General features: G+C 63.5%; 18 protein-coding genes. 15 read left to right on the plus strand and 3 right to left on the minus strand.

The genetic code is table 11. The features are described from left to right. Positions 1-47 precede the first annotated feature (47 nt). The 14 genes from KB449_RS34415 (at position 48) to KB449_RS34480 (ending at position 19,426) form a co-directional block, all read left to right on the plus strand. A complete protein-coding gene (locus KB449_RS34415) occupies positions 48-941 on the plus strand; it encodes an ABC transporter permease (RefSeq protein WP_282912672.1) in 894 nt (297 codons plus the stop codon). After that, positions 935-1,915 carry a carbohydrate ABC transporter permease gene (locus KB449_RS34420; protein WP_282912673.1) on the plus strand — a complete coding sequence of 327 codons (981 nt, stop codon included), beginning with the start codon at positions 935-937 and terminating at the stop codon, positions 1,913-1,915. The genes KB449_RS34415 and KB449_RS34420 overlap by 7 nt, the downstream gene beginning before the upstream one ends. 80 nt (positions 1,916-1,995) lie before the next feature. Continuing rightward, the gene (locus tag KB449_RS34425) at positions 1,996-3,642 is read left to right on the plus strand and encodes an extracellular solute-binding protein (RefSeq protein ID WP_282912674.1); all 1,647 of its coding nucleotides are present in this window, start codon (positions 1,996-1,998) and stop codon (positions 3,640-3,642) included. A gap of 94 nt (positions 3,643-3,736) precedes the next feature. Continuing rightward, positions 3,737-5,446 (plus strand): hypothetical protein, encoded by a 1,710-nt coding sequence (locus tag KB449_RS34430; RefSeq protein WP_282912675.1) that lies wholly within the window; start codon positions 3,737-3,739, stop codon positions 5,444-5,446. Between the two features lie 51 nt (positions 5,447-5,497). Next, on the plus strand, positions 5,498-6,499 hold the full coding sequence (locus tag KB449_RS34435; RefSeq protein ID WP_282912676.1) for a Gfo/Idh/MocA family protein: 1,002 nt from the start codon (positions 5,498-5,500) through the stop codon (positions 6,497-6,499). A gap of 137 nt (positions 6,500-6,636) precedes the next feature. Further along, positions 6,637-8,403, plus strand: coding sequence for a cache domain-containing sensor histidine kinase (locus KB449_RS34440; RefSeq protein ID WP_282912677.1), 1,767 nt, complete (start codon positions 6,637-6,639; stop codon positions 8,401-8,403). Further along, positions 8,378-10,147: a response regulator gene (locus KB449_RS34445; protein ID WP_282912678.1), complete on the plus strand. Its 1,770-nt coding sequence runs from the start codon at positions 8,378-8,380 to the stop codon at positions 10,145-10,147. Before KB449_RS34440 ends, KB449_RS34445 begins: the two co-directional genes overlap by 26 nt. A gap of 547 nt (positions 10,148-10,694) precedes the next feature. Further along, positions 10,695-12,035: an ABC transporter substrate-binding protein gene (locus tag KB449_RS34450; protein ID WP_282912679.1), complete on the plus strand. Its 1,341-nt coding sequence runs from the start codon at positions 10,695-10,697 to the stop codon at positions 12,033-12,035. An 85-nt stretch (positions 12,036-12,120) separates the two neighbouring features. Then, positions 12,121-13,041 carry a carbohydrate ABC transporter permease gene (locus tag KB449_RS34455; RefSeq protein ID WP_217595118.1) on the plus strand — a complete coding sequence of 307 codons (921 nt, stop codon included), beginning with the start codon at positions 12,121-12,123 and terminating at the stop codon, positions 13,039-13,041. 1 nt (position 13,042) lies between these two features. After that, positions 13,043-13,867: a carbohydrate ABC transporter permease gene (locus KB449_RS34460; protein ID WP_282912680.1), complete on the plus strand. Its 825-nt coding sequence runs from the start codon at positions 13,043-13,045 to the stop codon at positions 13,865-13,867. 302 nt (positions 13,868-14,169) lie between these two features. Next, positions 14,170-16,935, plus strand: coding sequence for an alpha-L-rhamnosidase (locus KB449_RS34465; RefSeq protein WP_282912681.1), 2,766 nt, complete (start codon positions 14,170-14,172; stop codon positions 16,933-16,935). Further along, positions 16,932-17,666 (plus strand): cyclase family protein, encoded by a 735-nt coding sequence (locus KB449_RS34470; protein ID WP_282912682.1) that lies wholly within the window; start codon positions 16,932-16,934, stop codon positions 17,664-17,666. The genes KB449_RS34465 and KB449_RS34470 overlap by 4 nt, the downstream gene beginning before the upstream one ends. Further along, a complete protein-coding gene (locus tag KB449_RS34475; RefSeq protein ID WP_282912683.1) occupies positions 17,663-18,640 on the plus strand; it encodes a C-terminal binding protein in 978 nt (325 codons plus the stop codon). The genes KB449_RS34470 and KB449_RS34475 overlap by 4 nt, the downstream gene beginning before the upstream one ends. Positions 18,641-18,661: 21 nt before the next feature. Then, a complete protein-coding gene (locus KB449_RS34480; protein ID WP_282912684.1) occupies positions 18,662-19,426 on the plus strand; it encodes an SDR family NAD(P)-dependent oxidoreductase in 765 nt (254 codons plus the stop codon). A 192-nt stretch (positions 19,427-19,618) separates the two neighbouring features. Here the strand turns inward: KB449_RS34480 and KB449_RS34485 are convergent, their stop codons facing one another. Together KB449_RS34485 and KB449_RS34490 are read right to left on the minus strand one after the other, a co-directional pair. Continuing rightward, positions 19,619-20,560: an NHL repeat-containing protein gene (locus tag KB449_RS34485; protein ID WP_282912685.1), complete on the minus strand. Its 942-nt coding sequence runs from the start codon at positions 20,558-20,560 to the stop codon at positions 19,619-19,621. A 200-nt stretch (positions 20,561-20,760) separates the two neighbouring features. Continuing rightward, positions 20,761-21,567, minus strand: a complete 807-nt coding sequence (locus KB449_RS34490) for a phytanoyl-CoA dioxygenase family protein (RefSeq protein WP_282912686.1) — start codon at positions 21,565-21,567, stop codon at positions 20,761-20,763. A 117-nt stretch (positions 21,568-21,684) separates the two neighbouring features. Between KB449_RS34490 and KB449_RS34495 the strand changes: the two genes are divergently transcribed. After that, the gene (locus KB449_RS34495) at positions 21,685-22,593 is read left to right on the plus strand and encodes an AraC family transcriptional regulator (RefSeq protein ID WP_282912687.1); all 909 of its coding nucleotides are present in this window, start codon (positions 21,685-21,687) and stop codon (positions 22,591-22,593) included. Between the two features lie 31 nt (positions 22,594-22,624). Here the strand turns inward: KB449_RS34495 and KB449_RS34500 are convergent, their stop codons facing one another. Next, complete coding sequence (locus tag KB449_RS34500; protein ID WP_282912688.1) at positions 22,625-23,209, minus strand: death domain-containing protein; 585 nt, start codon at positions 23,207-23,209, stop codon at positions 22,625-22,627. Between the last annotated feature and the right edge of the window lie 145 nt (positions 23,210-23,354).

Here is a 23,354-nt window from a genome sequence, read left to right on the forward strand (position 1 = left end):
TCTTAAGCCGCCGAACGCTTCGGCATTTCGCAGGGAGGGAGCGGACCGTGAAGGAATGGAAAAAAAACTATGATCTCTATTTGCTCCTCGTGCCGGCCGCCGTCTTTTTCATCGTTTTCGCCTACGTCCCGATGGGCGGGCTCGTCATCGCCTTCAAGGACTACAATCTGTTCCGGGGCCTCTGGGGCAGCGATTGGTCGGGACTCGCCAACTTTCGGGAAATGTTCTCGATCCCCGAGTTTTTCCGGATCACGCGCAATACACTGCTGCTGAATCTGCTCGGGCTGATCGTCTGCTTTCCGGCGCCGATCCTGCTCGCGCTCATGCTAAACGAGGTGCGGTCCCGGTCGCTCAAGAAAATATCGCAGTCGATGCTTTATCTGCCCCACTTCATGTCCTGGATCGTGCTCGGCGGCATCGTGTACGCGGTGCTGTCGCCGAAGTACGGCGTCATCAATCAGATTCTTCGCTGGCTGGGCATGAAGGAAATCTACTTCATGGCGGACCAGACGTGGTGGATCATCACCTACACGCTGTCGGCCGTCTGGCAGAGCGCGGGCTGGGGGACGATCATCTACCTGGCGGCGATCACGGCGATCGATCCGGCGCTGTACGAGGCCGCGTCCATCGACGGCGCGGGCCGCATCCGCAAGATCGCCAGCGTCACGCTGCCGAGCATCATGCCGACGATCGTCATCCTGTTCATCCTCGCCGTCGGCAACATGGTGTCGATCGGCATCGAGCAGCCGCTCGCGCTGGCCAATTCGGTCGTCAGCAACGTATCCGAGGTGATCAGCACGTACGTGTACCGCGTCGGCATCAAGCAGGGCGAATTCGGGCTGACGACGGCGGTCGGCATGGTGCAGTCGGTCATTAATCTATGCCTTGTCGTCGCGGCCAATCATTTTGCGAAAAGGGCGGGAGGCGAGGGACTATGGTAGGCGGCACCGCAAGCAGCTCGGCAAGCAGCTCCGCAAGCGGCGAGGCGAAGCCGACGGGCGAGCTCGCCCGTCCCGCTCCGGCGACCCGTCCGAGGAAGGCCAAGCGCACGCCCGGCGAACTCGTCTTCGACATCTTGGTTTACAGCGCGCTCATCGTATTCACGTTCATCTGCCTGTTTCCCTTTCTGAACACCCTTGCAAACGCCTTCAGCAGCAGCACCGCGATCCAGACGGGCAAGGTCCTGCTGTGGCCGGTCGAGTTCCAGGTCGGTTCCATGAAGATGATCCTGGCCGACAGCTCGGTCATGCGATCGCTGTTCGTCACCGTCTTCCTGACGGTCGTCGGCACGACGCTGAATCTGCTGTTCACGATCATTACGGCTTATCCGCTGTCGCGCCGGGATCTCAAGGGCCGCGGAATCTTCATGCGGTTTATGGTCGTCACGATGCTGTTCAGCGGCGGCATGATCCCGCTCTTCCTCGTCGTCAAGTCGCTCCATCTGCTCGATACGCTGTGGGCGCTCATCATACCGGGCCTGATCAGCGCGTTTAACGTCATCATCATGAAAAGCTTTTTCCAGACGATTCCCGACGAGCTGCGGGAAGCATCGGTCATGGACGGCTGCGGCAACATGCGTTATTTGATCCGGATCGTGCTCCCTCTCTCGGGGGCGTCGCTGGCGACGATCGGCCTGTTCTATGCGGTCGGCCATTGGAACGCCTACTTCGGCGCGGTGCTTTACATCAACGATCCCGACCTGCTCACGCTGCAGGCGAAGCTTCGCAACATCCTGCTGCTGTCGCAAATGGATACGTCGCTGGAGCAGATGACGATGGAGAGCAAGTTCACGGTCATCCAGGAATCGCTCAAAGCCGCCGTCATCGTGGTCGCGACCGTGCCGATCCTGATCGTATACCCTTTTTTGCAAAAGTACTTCGTCAAAGGCTCGATGCTCGGCTCCGTAAAAGGTTGAACGTCCGGATCGCGCGGCGCCGCGCCGTTCGGGTTCACGATAGCGCTACTTCAGTCTTGATTACCAAGGAGGCAACCGGAATGATGGGGAGTTGGAAAAAAGGATTGCAGACGGCGCTGGCGATCGCGCTGGTCACGCTGCCGCTCGCGGCATGCGGAGGCAATAACGACAACAGCGGCGCATCGAGCGCAGCTGCGACCGGCGGAACGTCCGGCGCGACGCAGGCGGGGGACGGCAAGCTGGAGAAGGTTCGCGTGTCGCTGTGGGACCGCTCGAATTCGCCGAACGGCCAGAAGCTCGAAGACACCGTGATCGTCAAAAAGCTGCAGGAGGAAGCCCGCAAGGAAGGCCTCGACGTCGAATACGTCGTCCTGCCGCGCTCGCAGGAAAGCGAGAAAAACAACATCTGGATGGCTTCCGGCGGCGGTCCCGACATTATCATCACTTACGATATGAACGCCATGTTCAAATGGGCGGAGCAGGGCGGCCTGTGGGAGCTGGACGATCTGCTCGAGCAGTACGGCCCGGACATCAAAAAGCTGATCGGCCCGTCGCTCGAGGTGGCAGGTACCTACAAAGGCAAGCGCTACGCGATTCCGGCGATGCGGATGAGCACGGCGGCGGCTTCCAACATGAAGATTCGCCAGGACTGGCTCGACAAGCTCGGCATGAAGGCGCCGACGACGCTCGACGAGCTGTACGAGACGCTCAAGGCGTTCAAGGAAAAGGACCCGGGCGGCGTCGGCAAGGACAATGTCGTGCCGTGGGCGCTGCCGGCGATCTCGCAGGGCATGAAGGGCTTCTTCTTCGGCCCGATGTGGGGCGCGGGCGTGGCGATCGACGGCCCGGCGACGGAGATGTATATGCCGAGCGGCAACTTCGCGGACGGCGTGTTCCACTCCGCGGTCGCGCTGAACGAGGGCAAGGAGTTCTTCCGCTTCCTGAATAAGGTGTACAAGGAAGGTCTCATTTCCAAGGAATTCGTCACCGACGTCAACTCGCAGCAGTTCATCCAGAACTACACGTCCGGCGTGTCCGGCTTCATGGACTCGAACGAGGACCCGTGGACCGTCACCAAGGAGACGCGCAAAACGGTGCCCGAAGCGAAGTGGGTGACGCTCGATCCCCTCGTGCGGCCGAACGGCACGCAGGCGATGACCGAGGCCAACGTATACGGACTGCTCAACATGATTCCGAAGTCGTCCAAAAATCCGGCGGCCGCGGTCAAGTACCTGAACGTCCTGGCGAAAAACATCAAGCTCGTCCAGGCGGGCATCGAAGGCGTGCACTTCAAGGAGGAGGACGGCCTGTACGTGGCGATCGATCCGGTCAAAAACGCGGAGGAGATCGACTGGTACTTCAAAGACCTGAACCTGCTCACCCAGGGCTACATGGGCAATCCGACGAAGGATCAGATGAAGAAGCAGTTCGCCAACGAGCCGAATCCAGACGAGATCGCCGATATTCTTGACCCCTACTTCAAATCCTTCGAGAAGTTCGGCAAGCAGGGGCCGCTCATCGACACGCCGCGGCCGGTATCGGACAAGAGCGTCGCCAACATCACGAAGTTCCTGTACGACGCGCTCTCCAAGGCGGTCATCGCCAAAGACTTCGACGCGGAGTGGGAGAACGTCGTGTCCGGCTGGAAGAAAAACGGCGGCGAGGAATACGACGCCGAAGTGACGCAGAACCTGGTCGCCATGAACTGGAAGACGACGAACGAATAAACGCTTGGGGCGCATGCCCGGGCAGGCCGAAGGACGGACCGGTCCGCGAACCGTCCGTCCTTCTGTCTGTCCTCGGGCGGGAAGGAGGAGGCATATGCAAACGACTGCCGAAGCGCGGATCGCCGAGCTGGTCCGGCTGCAGGAGGCGAGGCTCGCGGAGGAATGGAAGCTGATGGAGGCCGAAAAACGAAGCGTCCGCAAAAAGAGGGTTCAGGGACGGGAGCTGAACCGGCTGACGCTGCTGGCCGTGCTTTACTGTCAGCCGCAGTCGCGGTATTTTCGCGATCCGGCGCTATTGGCCGCGCTGGAGGAGACGGCGGAGGAGCTGCTCGGCATCCAACTGCCGAGCGGCAACGTATCGCTCTACAACTGCAACATCGATTCGCCCCCCGATACGGCGTTTACGTCGCATCTGGTCGCGCTTGTCGCGCAGCTGCTGCTGCGGGACGCGGGGCAGGAAGCGGCGAAGGCGACGAACGCCGTGCTGACGTTTCTGCGGCACGCCTCGCCCGCACTGCTGGAAGGAGGCATTCATACGCCCAATCACCGCTGGGTGATGGCGTCGGCGCTGGCCAAAATGGAGGAGCTGTTCGGCGGGGCGGCGTACCGCGAGCGGGCGTTCGAATTTTTGAACGAAGGCCTGGACATGACCGACTACGGCGAGTGGACCGAGCGGAGCAATTCGATCTACAACGCGATTTGCGCTTATTACCTCTATGACGTCGGTATGGTGTTCGATTATGCGCCTGCGCTGGACGCCTCGGCGAGCACGCTGCGGATGATGCGCTACATGCTGCATCCGGGGGACACGATCGCGACCGAATATTCCGGGCGCCAGGATCTCGGGCAGGTGGCGCGCATGGACGACCGCTACTACGTGGCGTTCCATTTGATCGCCGCGCGCGAGCGCGACCCCGAGCTGGCCGCGCTTGCGGAAATCGCGGACCGGACGGCGCCGCGCGGGAGCGTGGCGCTGCTCCACTGGATGCGCATGCCCGAGCGGATGACGCCGACAGTTGCGCCTGCCCCGCCAAGAGAACGGTACACCGTGCTGTTCGGGGAGGGCAATCGCACGCGGGTTCCCGACCGCGTGCCCTATCTCGGCCCGGTCGTCAAGCATCCGCACGGCGCGCCCGTGCTGCGGCACCGGCGTGGGCCGCTGAGCGTCACTGCCATGGCGGGGCAGGCGGAGTGCTTGTACGTCCAGTACGGCGATGCGCGTTTGCTCGGGCTGAAGCTCGGCGTCGGCTGGTTCGGCGCCGGCGCGGTGTCCTTTCCGGGCATCGAGCCGATAGGGGACGATCGGTATCTGCTCCGTGCGGAGCTGGAGGGCTGCTACTTCGGCCCGCTCGCGGACGAGCACACGCTTCATGCCGGCGGGCGCTACGTCGACATGCCGAACCATCTGCGTCGCCGTATCGGTACTGTGCGCACCACTGTCGCTATCGAGCTGACGCTGTTGGAGGACGGGCTGGACCTGCGGGTCGTCTCGGACGATCCGCGCGGCATCTACCTGCAGGCCGTCTGCCTGTTTCCGCCGGAGGAGGGACAACTGAGCGGGGAAGGACTCGAAGCGACCGGGCTTGCGACGATGCGCCTGTCCGCGGGCGCGGCCGTGTACAGGTCCGGCCGGTACGGCATCCGCATCGAGGGCGGCGCGGACGAGCATGACGAGATCGCGATGCGCAACGATCCGCCTGACGCGCGCACGCGTGCCGTGATGGTTAACTGGAGCACGCCGACCGACGCGACGCTGCGGATTCGCGGCATTGCATTCGACGAGCCGGGCGGCAAGGAAGAATAGCGGACGGTGTGAATGAACGCGGTTTGGCATGACAAGAAGGGGGCGCTTTTCATGAATATCGGCATTATCGGCATTGGCGTAATCGGCTTAAGGCATATCGGCAATCTGGTCAAAAGGGACGACGTCCGCATTGCCGCCGTCTGCGGTACGGACGCCGACAAGACGGCCAGGATCGCGGGAGAATACGGAGCCGAGCCCTTTACGGATTACCGGCTGCTGTTCGAGCGCACGCCGCTGGACGCGGTGTTCGTCTGCACGCCGCCGGGCGTGCGCAAGGGCCCGATCCACGAGGCAGCGCAGCGGGGCATCGCCTGCTTCGTCGAGAAGCCGCCCGCGCGGTCGGTAAGCGAGGCGGAGGAGATCGCGGCGATCGTCCGCGAGAGCGGCATCGTATGCGCGGTCGGCTTCATGTACCGCTACGCGGGCGCCGTGGCTGCGGCCAGAGAGCTGATCGCGCGCAGCGGCGCTCCGGTCCCGATCGTGCGCAGCGTGCATGCCTGCGCCGCCGGCCTGCCCGAAGCGCCGACCCCGCGCTGGCTGCTCGACAAGGCCAAGTCAGGCGGACCGATGTTCGACCAGGCGATTCACCTGATCGACGCGGCCAGGTATATCGCGGGCGCGCAAGGCGGCGAGGTCGAGGCGATCCACGCCTTCGGCGCCAACGTACAGCGGCCCAAGAGCGCGGACTATACGGTCGAGGACAACTTCGTCGTCAATCTGGCTTACGCGCATGGCACGGTCCAGACGCATACGCACTCGTGGGGCGTGGAGCGGCCGCGGGTCGAGATCGAGCTGCTGGGCCGGGATTACCGGCTCACGGTCGATCTATCCCGCCTGGGCAGCCGGCTGTACGGGGACTTCCGCGGCGAGGAGGTGTCCGCGCATTTTCCGGAGGAGAACATGTACGTGGACGAGGCGGCAGCTTTTCTCGAAGCGGCGCGTTCCGGCGACCCGTCGGGGATCCGCTCCTCATACGCGGATGCGGCCAGATCGCTTGAACTGGTCGTGCGGGCGAACGAGTCGGCGGACGAGGGGCGGGCGATCAGGTTGTAAAAAAGGCCCTGAGGAGGGCATCGGAGACAATGCTGGAAACGGCGGCGAAGGCATTGCGCCCGGCGAACGAACATGTGTTAGAATGATGGCGATAGCGCTTCCATGAGAGACCGGCGCCGTCGGACGGGAGTGTCGCCATGAACATCTTCAAGCTGCGTCCGCCGGGATGGCGTCGCATCCGCCTTCCTTTTAAGCTGCCGCTCGTCTATATGCCCTTGATTCTGCTGCCCGCCCTGGCGGGCATCTACATTCTGACGGACAGCTACACGGCTTCGTCCAAGGCGCGGACCGCCGAGTATGCGACCGACCTGCTCGCGCTGATGGCGCAGAAGATCGACGACCGGCTGGGCAGCTACGAACAGCTGAGCAAGCAGATTATGACCGACGACGAGCTGCTGTCACGGCTTGCGGTGAAGCCGGCCTCGGTGTACGAGCGCTTCGAGATCCAGAACGCGATCAACGAGCGTCTCAACGTCTTCTGGCTCGGCTCGGACCAAAATGCCTATATCCGCGCCATCAAGCTGACAACGCCGGACGCCGAGTATACGTACGGCACCGACGCGATCGACGGCTTCGGGGCGGACGATGCCGACTACCAGGCGCGCGTGGCCGAGATGAAAGGCGGGGCCGTCTGGTTTCGCCCGGAAGCTTACAGCGACGGCTATGCATCGTTCGACGCGTTCCGGCTTGGCCGGTCGATCCGGGACAAGAAGCTGAGCGCGCTCGGGACGCTCACGATCGTAATCCGGACCGACGCGGTCACGGATATTTTCAGCCAGACGAAGTTTAGGGAAAACGCAGCAATTCGGCTGTTGACCGGCAAAGGCGAGGAGATTCTGGACAACGGGAAATCGGCGCAGGCAGGGGAGCGGCAGCTGCTCACCTACTCGCGGGACAGCATTCGCAACGGCTGGCAGCTATCCGCGCAGCTCCCGCTCAACCAGCTGTACGAGCCAATCTATCGAACGGCCCGAATGGCGACGTTTATCGTGCTGGGCTGCATCGTCCTGGGTCTCGTCCTGACGCAGCTGCTCGTCATCGACCTGGTCATCCCGATCCGGCGGCTCATGGTCAATATGAAGCAGGGCGTAAAAGGCGTGCGTCCCGGGCGGCTCAAGCGGTTCGGGGGCGCGATCGAGATCGTGGAGATGAACGATACGTTTATCTCCGTCATGTACGAGATCGAACGGCTCATCGAGGAAGCGTCCCGGCAGGAACGGCAGAAAAAGGAGGCGGAGATCCGCGTGCTGCAAAATCAGCTGTCTCCTCACTTTCTGCACAATACGCTGAACTCGATCCGCTGGATGGCGATGATCCAGAAGCAGGACAATATCAAGGAGACGGTCGACTCCCTGAACCGGCTGCTGACGTACGCGCTCCGCGGCGGCGGCGGGCCGGTGCCTCTCGGGACGGAGGTGGGGATGCTGCAGAGCTACGTCACCATCCAGAAGGTGCGGTATCAGCACTTCGGCTTCGAGTCGCGGGTTCCGCCGGCGCTCGAGGATGCGCTCGTGCCGAAGTTCCTGCTGCAGCCGCTGATCGAAAACGCGCTGCTGCACGGACTGGCGGACGCCGACCGGCCGGGAGAAATCTCGGTCGAGGCCGCGGCTGCGGGCAGGACGCTCGTGCTGACGGTGTCGGACAACGGCGTCGGCATGTCGCCCGAGCGGCACGCGGCGGTGGTCGCGAGCCTGGACGGCGCCGACGGACGGCAGCGGCCCGAGGAGGGCGGCGCGCGGATCGGGCTGCGGAGCGTGCACGAGCGGGTGCAGCTGCACTACGGAGCGCAGTACGGGCTGCGGGTCGCGAGCGCGCCGGGCGAAGGCACGACGCTGACGGTAAGGCTGCCGCTGCTGCGGGAGGAAGGGGGAGAGGCGGATGCGCAGCGTCATGATCGTGGATGACGAATCGCTCGTCCGGATCGGCCTGCAGTCGATGATTGACTGGGAGGCGCACGGATTTCGGATCGCGGGCGTCTTCAAAAACGGAGAGGAGGCGTTGGCTGCATGCGCGCAGCAAGCCTTCGACGTGGTGCTCACGGACATCCGGATGCCCGGCATGGACGGCTTCGAGCTGATCCGCGGGCTGCGGACGGCCGCGCCTGCCGCGCGGGTCGTCATCTTAAGCAGCTACAACGATTTCGAGCATACGCGCCAGGCGATCCGGCTCGGAGTGCAGGATTACATCTCCAAGTATGAAATGGAGCCGGAGGAGCTGCTGCGGGTGCTGGGCGGACTCGAATTCGAAGCGGCGGAAGGCGCGGAGCGGAGCGAGGGTGCGGGGGGGCAAGGCGGCGCAGGCGGAGACGCCGGCGGAGAAACCGCGCTGGCCGAATCGTCTCGGCTGCTGCTGGCGCGCACGGACGTTCGCGCTTCGGCGTCAGGGGACGCGCCGCCGGCTGATTCGGCGGCGTTTCCGGCGATCGCGGCCGCGCTGGCCGGTCGCGGCCGTCTTTTCCGCTGGGCGGCGCTGAAGCCCGTCCCGCGCGAGGGCGGCTACGCCGCGGCGGAGCGGCGGGCGATGCTGCATCTGGCGGAGGAGCTGTTCGCGCGGCTGCGCCTTCCCGTGCTGTTCGGCGAGAGCGAGGACATGCTGCACGGCGGCTGCGCCTGCGAAGCGTCGGCCGCGGTGCACCGGTCCGATGCTGCGGCCGGCTCGCAACGGGCTGCCGACAAGCGCGCGAATGCGGCTAAGCGGGCGGATGCGGATGCGGATGCGGATGCGGATGCGGATGCGGATGCGGATGCGGATGCGGAAACGTCGGATACGGTTGCGGCGGCGGACCGCGAAGCCTTTGCCGGGATGGCGCAGGAGTGGGCGGCCGCCTTCCAGCAGAAGCTCAACGTGACGCTGGCCATCGGGTTTTCCGCGCCGCAGGATATTGGCGGCGACTGGACCGCTGCGAGGCGCGGCGCCGAGTCGGCGGCAGACGTCGCGCTGTTCGAGGGCGGGGTCCGCTTCCGCGAGACGGCGGGCGAGCGAGGCACGATCCCGGATGCAGAATGGCTGGCGCTGTACAAAGGCTTTAAGCAGCGGCTTCGGCTGCTGCAGCCGGGCGCGCTCGCTGACGATCTGCTCGCGCTTCGCGCGGAGCGCGGAGACCGGTACAGGCCCGCCGAGTGGCTTCGGCTGGGCGTGGCGGCGGCTTCGCAGCTCGCGGACTTCCTGATCGAGCGATATAATCCGGGGCCGGAGGAGCTGCGCGAGCGGTTCGGCGCCCTGTGGCCCTTCGCGGAGGCGGCGGGAAGCGTCCGCACGGCAGAGGAATGGAGCCGGACGCTCGGCGCCATCGCTGCGAATGCGGCGGATTTGGTCGCGCGCAAGCAGGCGCGCGACGGCTGGGTCGCGCGGGTGCGGGATTACGTGGACGCGCATTATGCCGATCCGATTCGCCTGGAGGACGTGGCCCAGCTGGCCGGGTTCAGCGAGAATCACTTCGGCCAGCGATTCAGGCAGGAGACGGGCAAGTCCTTTTCGGACCACCTGACGGACGTGCGCATCAAGGAGGCGGTCCGGCTGTTCCGCGAGACGGAGCTGTCGACCGAGGAGATCGCGTCGCGCGTCGGCTACGCCAATCCCAATTACTTCGTCAAGGTGTTCAAGCGGGCCACGGGCCAGACGATCAGCCATTTCAAGGGCCGGCGTTGATTGCTTGCGGTAGATAAGGCGCAAAAGCGCTTATCGGCAGCTTGCGGGGGCTTGGCGGTGCCGAGATAGGGCGCAAAAGCGCTTATCGGCGGCTTGCGGGGGCTTGGCGGTGCCGAGATAGGGCGCAAAAGCGCTTATCGGCGGCTCGCGGGAGCGTGGCGGTGCCGAGATAGGGCGCAATAGCGCTTATCGGCGGCTTGCGGGGGCTTGGCGGTACCGAGATAAGGCGCAAAAGCGCTTATCGGGAGCTCGCGGGGGCTTGGCGGTGCCGAGATAAGGCGCAAATGCGCTTATCGGCTGCGTGCCCGCTCCCAGCCGACGGGCGGCGGCACCGTCTTCACGCGTTCCGCGTTGATCGTGGCACGAGATTCGTTGAATTTGGCATACGAACGGAATCTGGCACAGCAGGTTCCGTTTTTTATGGCACGGAACGCGGGGCGGCGTGCATGGAACGGATAACGTGGTAACGCTTACAATAAAGTCAGATCGCGATCCGCTGTTCCTTGCGCCACCATCTAAGGATTTGTTTATTCAGGAGGGGTTCATCTTGCAAAAAAGCAAACCGTTCGCCGTCCTCGCCGCCGCCGCCCTGCTCGCGCTGACGCTGCAAGCCTGCGGAGGCAACGACAACAACGAAGGCAGCGCATCTTCCGGCGCACCTGCGCCTTCCTCCGCCGGTTCGTCCGCATCGGCTTCGCCGAGCGCCGCCGCTCCGTCGGGAGAAAACGTCACGCTCAAGGTATGGGGCGACCTGGGCAACCAAGCCGTGCTTGAAGAGCCGTTCAAAAAGATCAACGCGGCCTTCGAACAAAAGTATCCGAACATCAAGCTGACCTACGATTTCGCCCAAAACGACCAAAGCCTGAACGTGGCCCTCCAGGCCAACGAGCTGCCCGACCTGTTCTGGGTGCAGGGCGACAAGACGTCCAAGATGGGCGAGATGGTCAAAAACGGATTTCTGCTCGACCTGACGTCCTACAACATGGACCTCAGCCGCAACGCCGACCCGGAAAAAGCCTACTGCACCGTTGACGGCAAGCTCTACTGCTCGCTCCCGTCCTTTTTCGATACGAACGTCGTGTACTACAACAAGGACTTGTTCGATAAAAACGGCTTGAGCGTACCCGCCAACTGGGACGAATTCGTCCAGGGCCTCGACAAGCTGAAGGCGGCAGGCGTCACGCCGATCGCGCTGGCGGGCAAGAGCGAGTGGGATCGCGCGTGGCCGATCTTCGCCTTCGCCCCGGCGTTCGCAAACGCCGCCCTGCAAAAGGCGCAAGCCGGCGAGGGCAAGCTGACGGATCCTACCGTCGCCGAGACGCTGCAGGCGTTCCGCGACTTCGCCGACAAAGGATACTTCGGCAAAGACTTCCTCGCCCAGGACATGGCGGGCGCGCAGTTCGCCTTCACCAACGGCAAGGCGGCGGCCATCATCGACGGCACCTGGAACAACGCCACCTACGTCGCGTCGGGCGTCAACCTCGGCCGCTTCCCGGTCCCGAACAAGGAAGGCAAGCGCGTCGTGCAATCGAGCTACAGCAACTTTATGACCTACGCGATCTCCTCCAAGTCGGAGCATCCGGCCGAAGCGGTCAAGTACCTGGAGTTCCTCAGCAGCCAGGAAGCGCAGCAGATCATGGAGGACTCGACGGGCCTCGTGCCGACGATCAAGGACATCACGCCGAAAGACGAAGGCGTCAAGGAACTCGCCGTATTCGACGAAGCCGGCCTTAACATCTACTCCGTGCTCACTGCGCTGTCCACGCCGGAGTCCAACGCCGCGGACATCATGATGAAGGACGTCATTCCGAAGCTGATGACCGGCGCGATCACGGGCGAAGAGGGCGCGGCCATCCTCGACAAGGCAGCCAAATATCCAGGTCAATAAGGCACGGTTCTCCACGAAATCCGAGTACGTCGGGCGGCGGCGCATCGCCGCCCGCGCGTCTTGCGCATGAAGGAAGGTGGCCGCCATGGCCTGGATCCGCAGCAAGCCGTTTATCTGGTTCATCCTGCCGGGCTTCCTGCTTTATTCGCTCTTTTCCGTCTATCCGATCTTCTCGGCGATCCAGATCAGCCTGACGCGCTGGGACGGCATCGGCAAAAAGACGTTTGTCGGCTTCGGCAATTACGGCGAGCTGTTCTCGAACCCGGAGCTGTTCCGCCAACTCACCAACGCCTTGGGCCACAGCGCCACGATCTTCGCGCTGAACGCGCTCGTCGTGCTGCCCGCGCAGCTCTATCTGGCCTATCTTATCTACGGCAAAATCCGGGGGCACCGCTTTTTCCAGGCGATGATCTTCTCCCCGCAATTCATAGCGACGCCGGTCATCGTATTTATGGGCACGCTCGTGTTCGACGGCAACATCGGCGTGTTCAACAAGCTGCTCGAGACGGTCGGCCTGGGCGGTTGGACGCGGCCCTGGATGGGCTTGCCCGAGCTCGGCATCTACATCGTCTGGCTGCTCGTCGCCTGGTCGGGCATCGGCGTCGGCATGATTTTTTTCCTGGGCGCGATGAAAATGATATCCGGCGAAATCATCGAGGCCGCGCTGCTGGACGGAGCTTCTTATTGGGGACGTTTTTTCCGCATCGTGCTGCCGCAGATCAAGACGACGATCCTCAACATGCTGATCCTGACGTACATTTTCGCCATGACGCTGTTCGACTACAGCTTCATTCTCGGCGGCGCGTCGGGCGGCATCAATCGAAGCGTCGACGTCATGGCCTTGTTTTTCTACCGGATCTCGTTCGGCGACAACAGCGCGGTGGGCGGCACGACCAATGTGAACGCGATGGGCATGGGGACGACGATCGCCTGCGTGATGTTCGTCATCGTCTTCGCCGTCGCGCTCGTCCAGGTGGCCCTCACTTACCGCAGAGCGGAGGACTGACATGAGACTGAGACCGAAGCGGACGCCCGTCAGTGCGGCGATCCTCTGGATCTACTCGCTGCTGACGCTGCTGCTGCTCTGCTACATGACCTACCAATCGCTGCGTCCCAAGAAAGAGCTGCTCTCCGCCACCTTCGGCATGCCGAAGCATTTTGGCTTCGGCAATTTCCGCAAGCTGTTCGCCGAGGCAGGCTTCTTCACTTACCTGCTCAACAGCGCGCTCATCCTGTTCGGCTCGCTCGCCATCGTCGTGCTGTTGTCCACGATGGTCGCGTACGGGATCGGCAAGTTCAATTTCCGCTTCAAAGGCGGGCTGCTGCTCTACTTTCTGATCGGCCTCATGTTCCCCGTGCAGCTCGGCATCGTCCCGATCTTCCTGCTCATTCGCGACATGCATCTGCTGAACAGCCAGTGGGCCGTCATCCTGGTGCTCGCCTCGGGGCTGTCGATGCCCGTGTTTCTGCTGACCACCTTTTTCGCCAGACTGCCGCACGACCTGTACGAATCGGCCAAAATCGACGGCGCCGGGGAGTGGACGACCTTTTTGCGCGTCATGTTCCCGCTAGCCAGTCCCGTCACCTTCAGCGTCTGCATCATCATGTCCATGCAGATCTGGAACCAGTTCTTCGTGCCGCTCATCTTCCTCCAGAGCGAGAGCCGCAAGACGATCCCGCTCATGATCATGAAGTTCACGACGAACGTGCTGTACAACATGGATCTCGCGCTGGTCGGCTCGGTCATGGCGACGGTGCCGCTGCTCATCCTGTTCTTTTTCTTCTCCGGCCGCGTCATCGAAGGCGTGGCGGCGGGCGGCGTGAAGGGGTGACGGACGGGAGGACCGGGAGAGTCAGCGGGATAGCACCCCGGCACCCCGTCAAACCGGCACCCCGGCGCCGCTATTTTAACAAACGAGGTACTCTTGATGCTTCGAGCGGACCCAGGGGCCGCTATTGCCCCATGTGCAGCGTGGAAACGGGCGATTGGGGAGGGATAACGGCACTGGAGTCCGGAATGTGCGAAAAACGAAGGGCGATCGCTAAAATAGCGCCTCCTGAGTCCGCATGCGGACGCGCCAAGGAGCGTCGCCAGCATTAGTTATAAATCAAAAGCTTCAAAGGAGGAACAAACATGACGACGCTGCAAGCCGTACGTCTGCGTACGGAATATATGGAAGACCCGCTCGGCATCGACAAGCTCGCGCCGCGGCTCGGGTGGACGCTGTCGGATGCGGAGGGCAGGCGAGGGGCTGCGCAGACGGCTTATCGCATACTGGCCGCGTCTTCGCCGGAGCGACTCGCGGCCGACGAGGGAGATTTGTGGGACAGCGGCATCACGGCGTCGGCCTCCTCCGCTCATATTTTTTATAAAGGCGCTGCGTTACGTTCCGAACAACAGGTCTGGTGGAAGGTGCAGATTCGAGATGAACGCGGCGAATGGGGGGCATGGAGCGACAGCGCGCGCTGGACCATCGGCCTGCTGAGCCGAGGCGAATGGAAGGGGATCTGGATCGGCCGCAAGATCGGCCGCAAACCGACCCGCGAGCAGCCGCTGCCCGCGGTTTATTTGCGTCGCCGTTTCGCATCGCGCGCGGGCGTAAAGCGCGCGACCGTGTACGCGACGGCGCTCGGCCTGTACAGGCTGCACCTGAACGGCCTGCGCATCGGACGCGACGCCCTCGCGCCGGAGTGGACCGACTATCACGTCCGGGTACAGTACCAGACGTATGACGTCACGGAGCTGCTGCACGAGGGGGGCAACGCGCTGGCCGTCACGCTCGGGCACGGCTGGTACACCGGCTACATCGGCATGTACGGCTATCAGAAGTACGGGATGGATCCCTCCTTTTTGCTCCAGCTGAACATTGAATACGAGGACGGGACGACGCAGTCCGTATGCACCGACGAATCATGGCGCGTGAGCTACGGTCCGATCGTCGCCGCGGACATTCAGATGGGCGAAACGCATGACGCCAGGCTGGCGGAGCCGGAGTGGCAGGAGCCTGCATTCGACGACACGGCATGGTCCCCGGCGACGCACATGTACGATTACCGCGGCATGGTGGTCCCGCAGATGTCCCCGCCGATCCGCGTCACGCAGGAGCTCGCGCCAGCGGAGGTTAAGCTGCTGTCCGAAGGCCGCGCCCTCGTGGACATGGGACAAATGACGAGCGGCTACCTTCGCGTCGTCTTCGAAGCTGCTCAAGGCGTCCAATATACGCTGCGCTATGCGGAAGCGCTGGACGAGCGAGGCGAGCTGTACACCGCCAACCTGCGCTATGCGAGACAGACGGACGCCTACATCTGCGCAGGCGACGGGCGCGAGACATTCGAGCCGCTGTTCACTTATCACGGCTACCGCTACGTTGAGATTTCGGGCGGCCCGGCGCCCAAGCCCGAAGACATCGTAGGCGTCGTCGTGCATTCCGCGCTGCCCGAGGCGGGCTCGCTGGAGACGTCGGACCCGCTGGTCAACCGGCTGCTCTCCAACATCCGCTGGACGCAGCGAGCCAACTACATGAGCGTGCCGACCGACTGCCCGCAGCGCGACGAGCGCCACGGCTGGACGGGCGACGCGCAGATTTTCGCGCGGACGGCGGCTTACAACATGGACGTGTCCGCGTTTCTGGCCAAGTGGCTCACCGATCTGGACGACGGTCAGCGTCCGACCGGGGCGTATACCGACTTCGCGCCGTTTATCTTCGGGCCGAAGACGGAGTTCGACAATGACTTTACCTACACGCACACGGCCTCGTCCGGCTGGGCGGACGCGCCGCCCATCATAGCCAAGCTGCTGCACGAGCTGTACGGCGATCGCGAGGTGCTGCGGCGTCATTACCCGGCGCTGAAGCGCTGGATGGCCTTTAACGAGACGCTGTATCCGGACGGCATCCGCCGCGACGCGCCACAATACGGTGATTGGCTGTCGCTGCCGGAGCGGCCTTACGAGGAAGCGAAGGCCGAGCTCGGCTGGCTGATCGACAGCCTCTCGACAACGCCGTACGACGTGTTCGGCACCGCATACTACGCCAACGGGGCCGCGATCATGGCCGACATCGCGCGCGAGCTTGGCGAGCACGCCGACGCGGAGCGCTACGGCGCGCTGTACGGCCGGATCAAGGCGGCGTTCGCACGCGAGTTCGTAGCCGAGGACGGGCGCATCAAAGGCGATACGCAGACGGTGTACGCCATGGCGCTCGCTTGGGACCTGCTGCCTCCGGAGCGGCGGGAGGCTGCGATGGCGCGCTTGACGGGCAAAGTCGAGTCGGCAGGCGTGATGGCGGCGACGGGCTTTCACGGCACGCGGCTGCTCATGGACGTGCTGAGCGACGAGGGACGCGAGGATCTGGCTTTTGGCCTGTTGACGCGGAAGGCCTACCCGTCGTGGCTGTATTCGGTGCTGCAAGGCGCGACGACGATCTGGGAGCGCTGGGACGGCTGGACGGAGGAGCGGGGCTTCCAGCGGCCGGGCATGAATTCGCTCTGCCACTACGCGTTCGGCGCGGTCGGCGAATGGATCTACAAGCACGTCGGCGGCATCGCCCCCGATCCGGCTGCGCCCGGCTTTGGCCGCGCCATTATTCGGCCGCGTCCGCTCGGCGGATTCACTTGGGCGAGATGCGGCTACGATTCGATCCGCGGCCGTTACGAGGTCGATTGGCGGCTCGCGGACAGCGGCACGCTTGAGCTGGCGGTGACGGTGCCCGCGGGCGGGGAGGCGATCGTGTACGTGTCGGCCGACGCCGGGACCGCGGTGCTGGAATCGGGCGCGTCCGCGGCCGAAGCGGAGGGCGTCGAAGCGCGCGGGCGGCTCGGCGACTGCGAGACGTACCGGGTCGCGTCCGGGCGCTATCTTTTCACATCCCAATGGCATCCACAAGGAGGCTCGCAGCCATGACGCGAAGACTGATCGATCTGTCGATGGACATTTATCACGGAGCGCCGACGTTCGCCTTTGATCCGAAATGCGCCGTCATCGTCCACAACACGGTGGACTCGATCGGCTACAACATCTCTCAGCTGTCGATGAGCACGCACCAGGGCACGCATCTCGACGCCCCCTTCCATTTTCTGAACGAAGGCAATACGGTGGACCGCCTGGACCTGGACCGCTGCATCGGAGAAGCGCTGCTCGTCGACTTGTCGCACAAGCGTCCGAAGGAGCCGATCGGGGTGGCGGACTTTGCGCCTTTTGCGGACCGGATCGGCGAAGGGACCCGGCTCGTCTATCGCACGGACTGGCATCTGCAGTATCCGCGCAAGCATTATTTCAGCGACTTCCCGTACATGACGCTGGAGCTTGCGGAATGGCTGGCCGACCGGCGCATCGCGCTCATCGGGATGGACGTGCCGACGCCCAATCCGACCGACTTCGACCCGGTGCACAAGGCGCTGCTGCGGGCGGAGATCGTCATCGTGGAAGGCTTGGCGAACCTCGGAGCGATCGGCCGGGACGAATTTTTTCTGATGGCGGCGCCGCTCAAGATTACGGGGCGGGACGGCGCGCCCATCCGGGCGGTCGCTATTTTGGAAGACGACGGGCAGAACGGGATGGCGGAAAAGAAGGCATCCGGCGAAAATGCGGCCCAATCGAGCCGTGATGAAGCGGAAGAGGGGGAGCGATCATGACGGTGCAAGCAAGCTGGCGGGTCGCGGTCACGGACAGCGGCTTCCCCGATCTGGCGCCGGAGGCCGAAGCGCTCGCCGGCACGGGGGCGGTGCTGCTGCCCGGGCAATGCCGGACAGCAGGCGAGGTGGCGGAGCTGTGCGCGGACGCCGACGCGGTGCTGACGCAGTGGGCGCCCGTGACGGCCGAGGCGATCGAACGGATGACACGCTGCAAGGTCATCGTGCGGTACGGCATCGGCGTGGACAACGTCGACCTGGAAGCCGCGCGGGCCAAGGGTATCCCGGTGGCGAACGTACCGGACTACGCGATCGAGGAGGTCGCGGATCATGCGATGTCGCTGCTGCTCGCCTCGGTCCGCAAGATCCCGCAGGTCGCGGCACAGGTGCGGGAGGGCGTCTGGGAGATCGCGCCGCGGCGCCCGATCGTCGGCCTGCAAGGACGCAAACTCGGCGTGGCGGGCTTCGGCAACATTGCGCGGGCGGTCGTACGCAGGGCGCAGGCGTTCGGCTTGCAGACGATCGCGTACGATCCCTATGCGAATCCGGAGCTGTTCGCCAAGCATAGCACGGCGCGCGTGGACTGGGAGACGCTGCTGGCGGAGAGCGACTTCATCTCCGTTCATTTGCCGCTCGTGGAGGCGACGCGCAGGCTGCTCGACGACCGCGCGTTCGCCGCGATGAAGCCCGGCGCGCATCTGGTGAACACGTCGCGGGGCGGCGTCGTTGACACGGAAGCGCTCGTGCGGGCGCTCATGGACGGCAAGCTGGCTGGCGCGGCGCTCGACGTGCTGGAGGAGGAGCCCGTCCCTGCAGGACATCCGCTGCTGGCGATCGACAGCTGCATTCTCACGAGTCACTGCGCGTGGTACTCGGAGAGCTCGCTGATCCGTCTTCAGCGGTATGCCGCGCTCGAGGTCCGGCGCGTGCTGGAGGGCGGCCGCCCGCAGCATGTCGTAAACGGCGTGGGCGCATGAATCCAAAGGGGGATAAGGGAGATGCGGGGACTGGCTGGCAAGACGGCCGTCGTGACCGGCGGCGCGCAGGGACTCGGCGAAGCGATCGTGCGCAGGCTCGCCGAGGAGCGATGCGACGTATGGCTGCTCGATCGGAGCGAGACTGGCGAGGATACGGCACAACGCATCGCATCCGAGACGGGGCGTCCGGTTCGCTTCGAGCGGATCGATCTCGCGGACGCCGGGCAGATTGCCGCCCTGGCGGAACGCTGGACGCAGGGCGGCGTGCATCCGGCCGTGCTGGTTAACAATGCAGCGGCGTTCGTGTTCAAGGGCGTCGATGCGTCGCCGGCCGACTGGGACCGGATCCTCGACGTCAACATAAAGGGCACTTCCGCGTTGACCGGAGCCGTCGTGCCTTTGATGAAGGCTGGCGGGGGCGGCTCGATCATCAATCTGTCCTCCGTCAGCGGGTTCGTGGGACAGCGGCAGTTCGCCACCTACAACGCCACCAAGTTCGCGCTGCGCGGGCTGACCAAGTGCTGGGCGTACGACCTGGCGCCGGACGGCATCCGCGTGAACGCGGTATGCCCCGGCTATATTCGCACCGAGGCCTTCGAAAAATCCTGCGAGCTGCTCGGTATCGACCCGGACGAGGAGGATGCGCGCGTCTCGCAGCTTCATATGCTCGGCCGCCAAGGCCGGGCCGAGGAGGTGGCCGGCGCTGTCGCGTTTCTCGCGTCGGACGACGCCAGCTTCGTGACGGGCAGCGACCTGATGGTGGACGGAGGTTTTACGGCGATATGAGCAACGGGCAGATAAATGGTTCCGTAAGGGAAAAAGTTACTCTACAGCCTCGCGAACGGGTCTAAATGGCGCTGTAAGGGCAAAAAGTTACTCTACAGCCTCGCGGGGGCCGCTCGGGACCGCCGGCTGCGTTCCCCACGCAAAAAAAGCTGTCCCCGTTCTTGCAACCGGAGGACAGCTTTTTCCATTGACTCAAGCCTGCGGCACCCATTTCGTGATCCGGCCCTCCGGCACCCACTCCACGACATAGATGGCGCCTTCGCCGTCTACGTGCACCGCGTGGGGCGACACGAAGCCGCGCGCGGGCCATTCGGCAGGCGGAATGGCGGGCCATCTGGCGTCCTGCCAGAGCGAGCTCGACTCGCCCAGCCGGGCGATGACGTTAAACTCGCGATCCGCCACGACGACGCGGCTGTTCAGATCGGGGATGCAATAATAGTCGCCTGCGCCGACCAGATCGCACGGGAGCATGTAGTCTCCCCCGAACGTGCCGAGGAGCTCGCCGTCCGCCGCATACTGCACGAACCGCCGATGCCTGCGATCGGCGACGTAGACGGTCGTGGCGCCGGATTCGGAGCCGTCGACCCACAAGCCATGAGGCTCGTACAGCTTCCCGTCCTCCGCGTCTCCGCGTCCGCCCCAGCTTTGCAACCAGCGTCCGTCTTTGTCGTAGCGGTGAATCAGGTATTCCCCGTAGCCGTCCGCCACGTAGATATCGCCGTTCGGCGCGACGCCGACGTCGGTCGGACGATATTTGTCCGGCTTCTCGTAAATATCGGACAAGGGAGGGACGTCGAGTACGAGCACCTCGCGGCCGTCCAGCGTATGCTTGGCGACGCGATGCCTGCGGATGTCCGTCACGTACAAATATTCCGTGCCGTCCGCCTCGCGGTCCAGGCACAGACCGTGGGCGCCCGCGGCGTATTCTTCGCCCCAGGAACCGACATATTCGCCGTCCGGCTCGAATATCGCGACCGCATGCCGGCTCATGTTAAATACATAGATTCGTCCTGCCGTATCTTCAGCCAGTCCGTGCGTATACCCGAGGGCGACGCCCTCGGGCAGTTTGGCCCACCCGGCAAGAGGCGAGTAACTCGCCGCCTCCCGGATGCCGTTCTTGCGCATATCCGTCATTTTCGATCCGCCTTCCTCATTTTATCGCGCGCTCGTTTTTTTATCGACGCTCATATTATCGCTTCTCATTCTTATCGCTGCTCGCGCTCGCGGCCTCGTTGCCGCGCCCCGTCGTCTCCGGTCCGCTTCGCGTCTCTTCCCGTCGGCACCCGCCCGGGCAGGGGCAGGCGCCGGCGCATCCGCTCGACCTGCACATCGGCTCAGCCTTCCCTGGCGAGCAGCGGGAACCGGGGGCCGGCGATCGGCTGGCCTTTTTCCAGTCCCGTCCCGTCGGTAATGACGTGCGCGTCGCCGCTGTAAGTGACGCCGTCAGGCATGTAGATGATGGCCAGCACGCGCCGCGGACGGTCTGTCGAGTTGGCATGCGCATAGTGGAAGGTCAAGCCGTCGTGGAACGTGCAGCTGCCCGCCTTGAGCGGCACGATGACCGGCTTTTGCGTATCCGCCTGGCCGCCTTCCACGTAGTCGAATATGTTTTGCGGGTCTGCCAGATCGATGCCCTTCAACTTTCCGAGCCGGTTCGACTTTGGCACAAAGGCCATGCAGCCGTTGCGTTCATCTACGTCGTCGAGCGTCAGCCAGATCGACATCATGCCGGGATTTTTCTCGTTCACCGGCCAGTAGGGCGTATCCTGGTGCCAGGGCGTCTCCTTGGAGTCGCCGGGCATTTTCCACAGGCCGTGGTCGTGGAACAGCCGCATGCCCGACACGCCGGCCAGCAGTCTGGCCGACTCGGCGAAGCGTGGATGCGCGGTATAGCGGCCCATGCCGGCATGATCGCGCCATACGCTAACCTTCTGGTTCAACACCCGGTAGTACAGCCCGCCCTTTTTGTCCGTTTTGACGGCACGGTCTCCGTCGCTTTGCATCGCTTCCTCCAAATATTCGCGGAGCTCGGCAAGTTCTTCGGGCGTAATCATGTTGTCTACCTGCACGAACCCGTTCTCCCGGTAGAAATCGATATGCGCTTGCGTGATCGGCGTTTGTACTTGCGTCTGAGTCGTCATCGCGCTGAATCCTCCTTGTGGTTTGCTGTAGTTCAAGCATAATGGGTAGAGGCGTCGCGGTGGATGGATAGAAGTTCGCCGTATTTGTAAAAAAGTCGAAAAATAAGGAGCGCTTACATGCCTGTCCCGCAGAGGATCGATTATCGCCTGCTGTCGCCTTACGTCCGCTATGTGCACGAGATTGTCATCGCACCCGGCTCCCGCAACGGCGACCGGCATATTTACGATTACGAGTTCATCTTCGTCGTTCGCGGCGAAGGCAGGCTGTGGCTCGGCGATCGCGAGCATCCGATGAAAGGAGGCGATCTTTTCTACATCCGGCCGCATCTGATCAACGCGATGGAGATCACCGGACCGCAGCCGATGGATTGCTTTGCCGTTCATTTCGATTATATGTATCTGGGAGAAGGACACGAGTTTTCCCCGTATGCGGTATACATGGGTCAAGGCGTAGAGGAGAGAGCGGGGCGCCTGCACGAAAGGCCGGCCGTCGAGCCTGCGGAGCTCGACATTCCCGAGGCGATCGCGGTCAGCGACGTGAAGCGCTTTTACGAGACGTTCAGGGAGTTGAACGACTGCTTCAGCCGTGCCGGCATCGGTGCGCGGCTGCAGCTGAAGTCTGCCATGCTGCGGCTGCTCGGGCTTGTGTACGAAGAGCTGATGACGCGGGAAGGCGTGCGAATCGGACATCCGCACGCCGATATGGTGCTTGAGGCGATTCAGTACATGGAGGCGCACTACGCGGATCGCATCGATGCGCAGCTGCTGGCGGGCCGGGCCGGTTTCACGCCCAAGTACTTCGGCACGCTGTTCAAGCAAGCGACGGGCACCACGGTGTCGGCTTACCTGCTTCGTTTGCGCATGGAGCGGGCCAAGCAGCTCCTCGCGCAGCGCAGTCTTTCGATAGAAGAGGTCGGCGTCCGCGTGGGCATCGGGGATCTTTATTATTTCAGCAAGCTGTTCAAAAAAACGGAGGGCATGTCTCCGAGCCGGTACGCTTCGTCGATCGCCTGGCCTGCGAAATAGAGGCATTTGCAGGCTGGGCGCCCAACGGCGTTCAGGCAGCCAGCTTTTGGGCCATGGCGGCAGGCTGCTTTTGCGTCCAGTACTGGAGTGCCGTCGTCAGCAGCGGATCGTCGTTCGTCCAGCCGCCGTCCATCTGCGCGAACTTGCCCTCGCCTGCTTTTCCGGCGATGCGATAGACATCCGGCGCCTGCCCCTGATCGGCGCGAAGCATCAATAGGTAGCTCTCCCCCGAGCATAATAAGGAGCTGCCCGTGTTCGAAGACTGGACGATGCGGATGTAGCGTGCGGTGCCGCCTTTCAGCCAGTCGCGGACCTCCAGCGTCGTTACACTCGAATTGCCGTCCAGCGCGTGCGCTTCGGCGATGACGGTCCCGGTCACGACGGCGTCTGCCGCGTTCATCAGGTTCAACAGGCGGGCTGCGTCGCCTTGAACGGCGGGACCGCCCGCTGCGTCTTCTTGTCCGCCTTCGGGAAAGTCGAGGTGAACGGGAGGCAGCGGCACGATTTGCTCGGCCGGAGACAAGGCAAACGAGGGCGTAAGCGGGCCGTTCAGGAGCAAGCCGCCGACGAGCAGGGCAGCTGCGAGCAGGACGGATCCGAACAGTTTGATCGACATGAGGGGCACCGCCGTTTCTGAGTTGGTCTTTGACTTCTTGACGGAGCCTGCGGGGCAAATGTTCCACTTCGACGCAAAGTAACGATCGAACAATATATGGAAACGGCACCTGTAGTCCGATATGAACTGAAACTTTAAAAAAAGG

The sequence above is a fragment of the Cohnella hashimotonis genome, from assembly GCF_030014955.1.
GTDB lineage: Bacteria > Bacillota > Bacilli > Paenibacillales > Paenibacillaceae > Cohnella > Cohnella hashimotonis.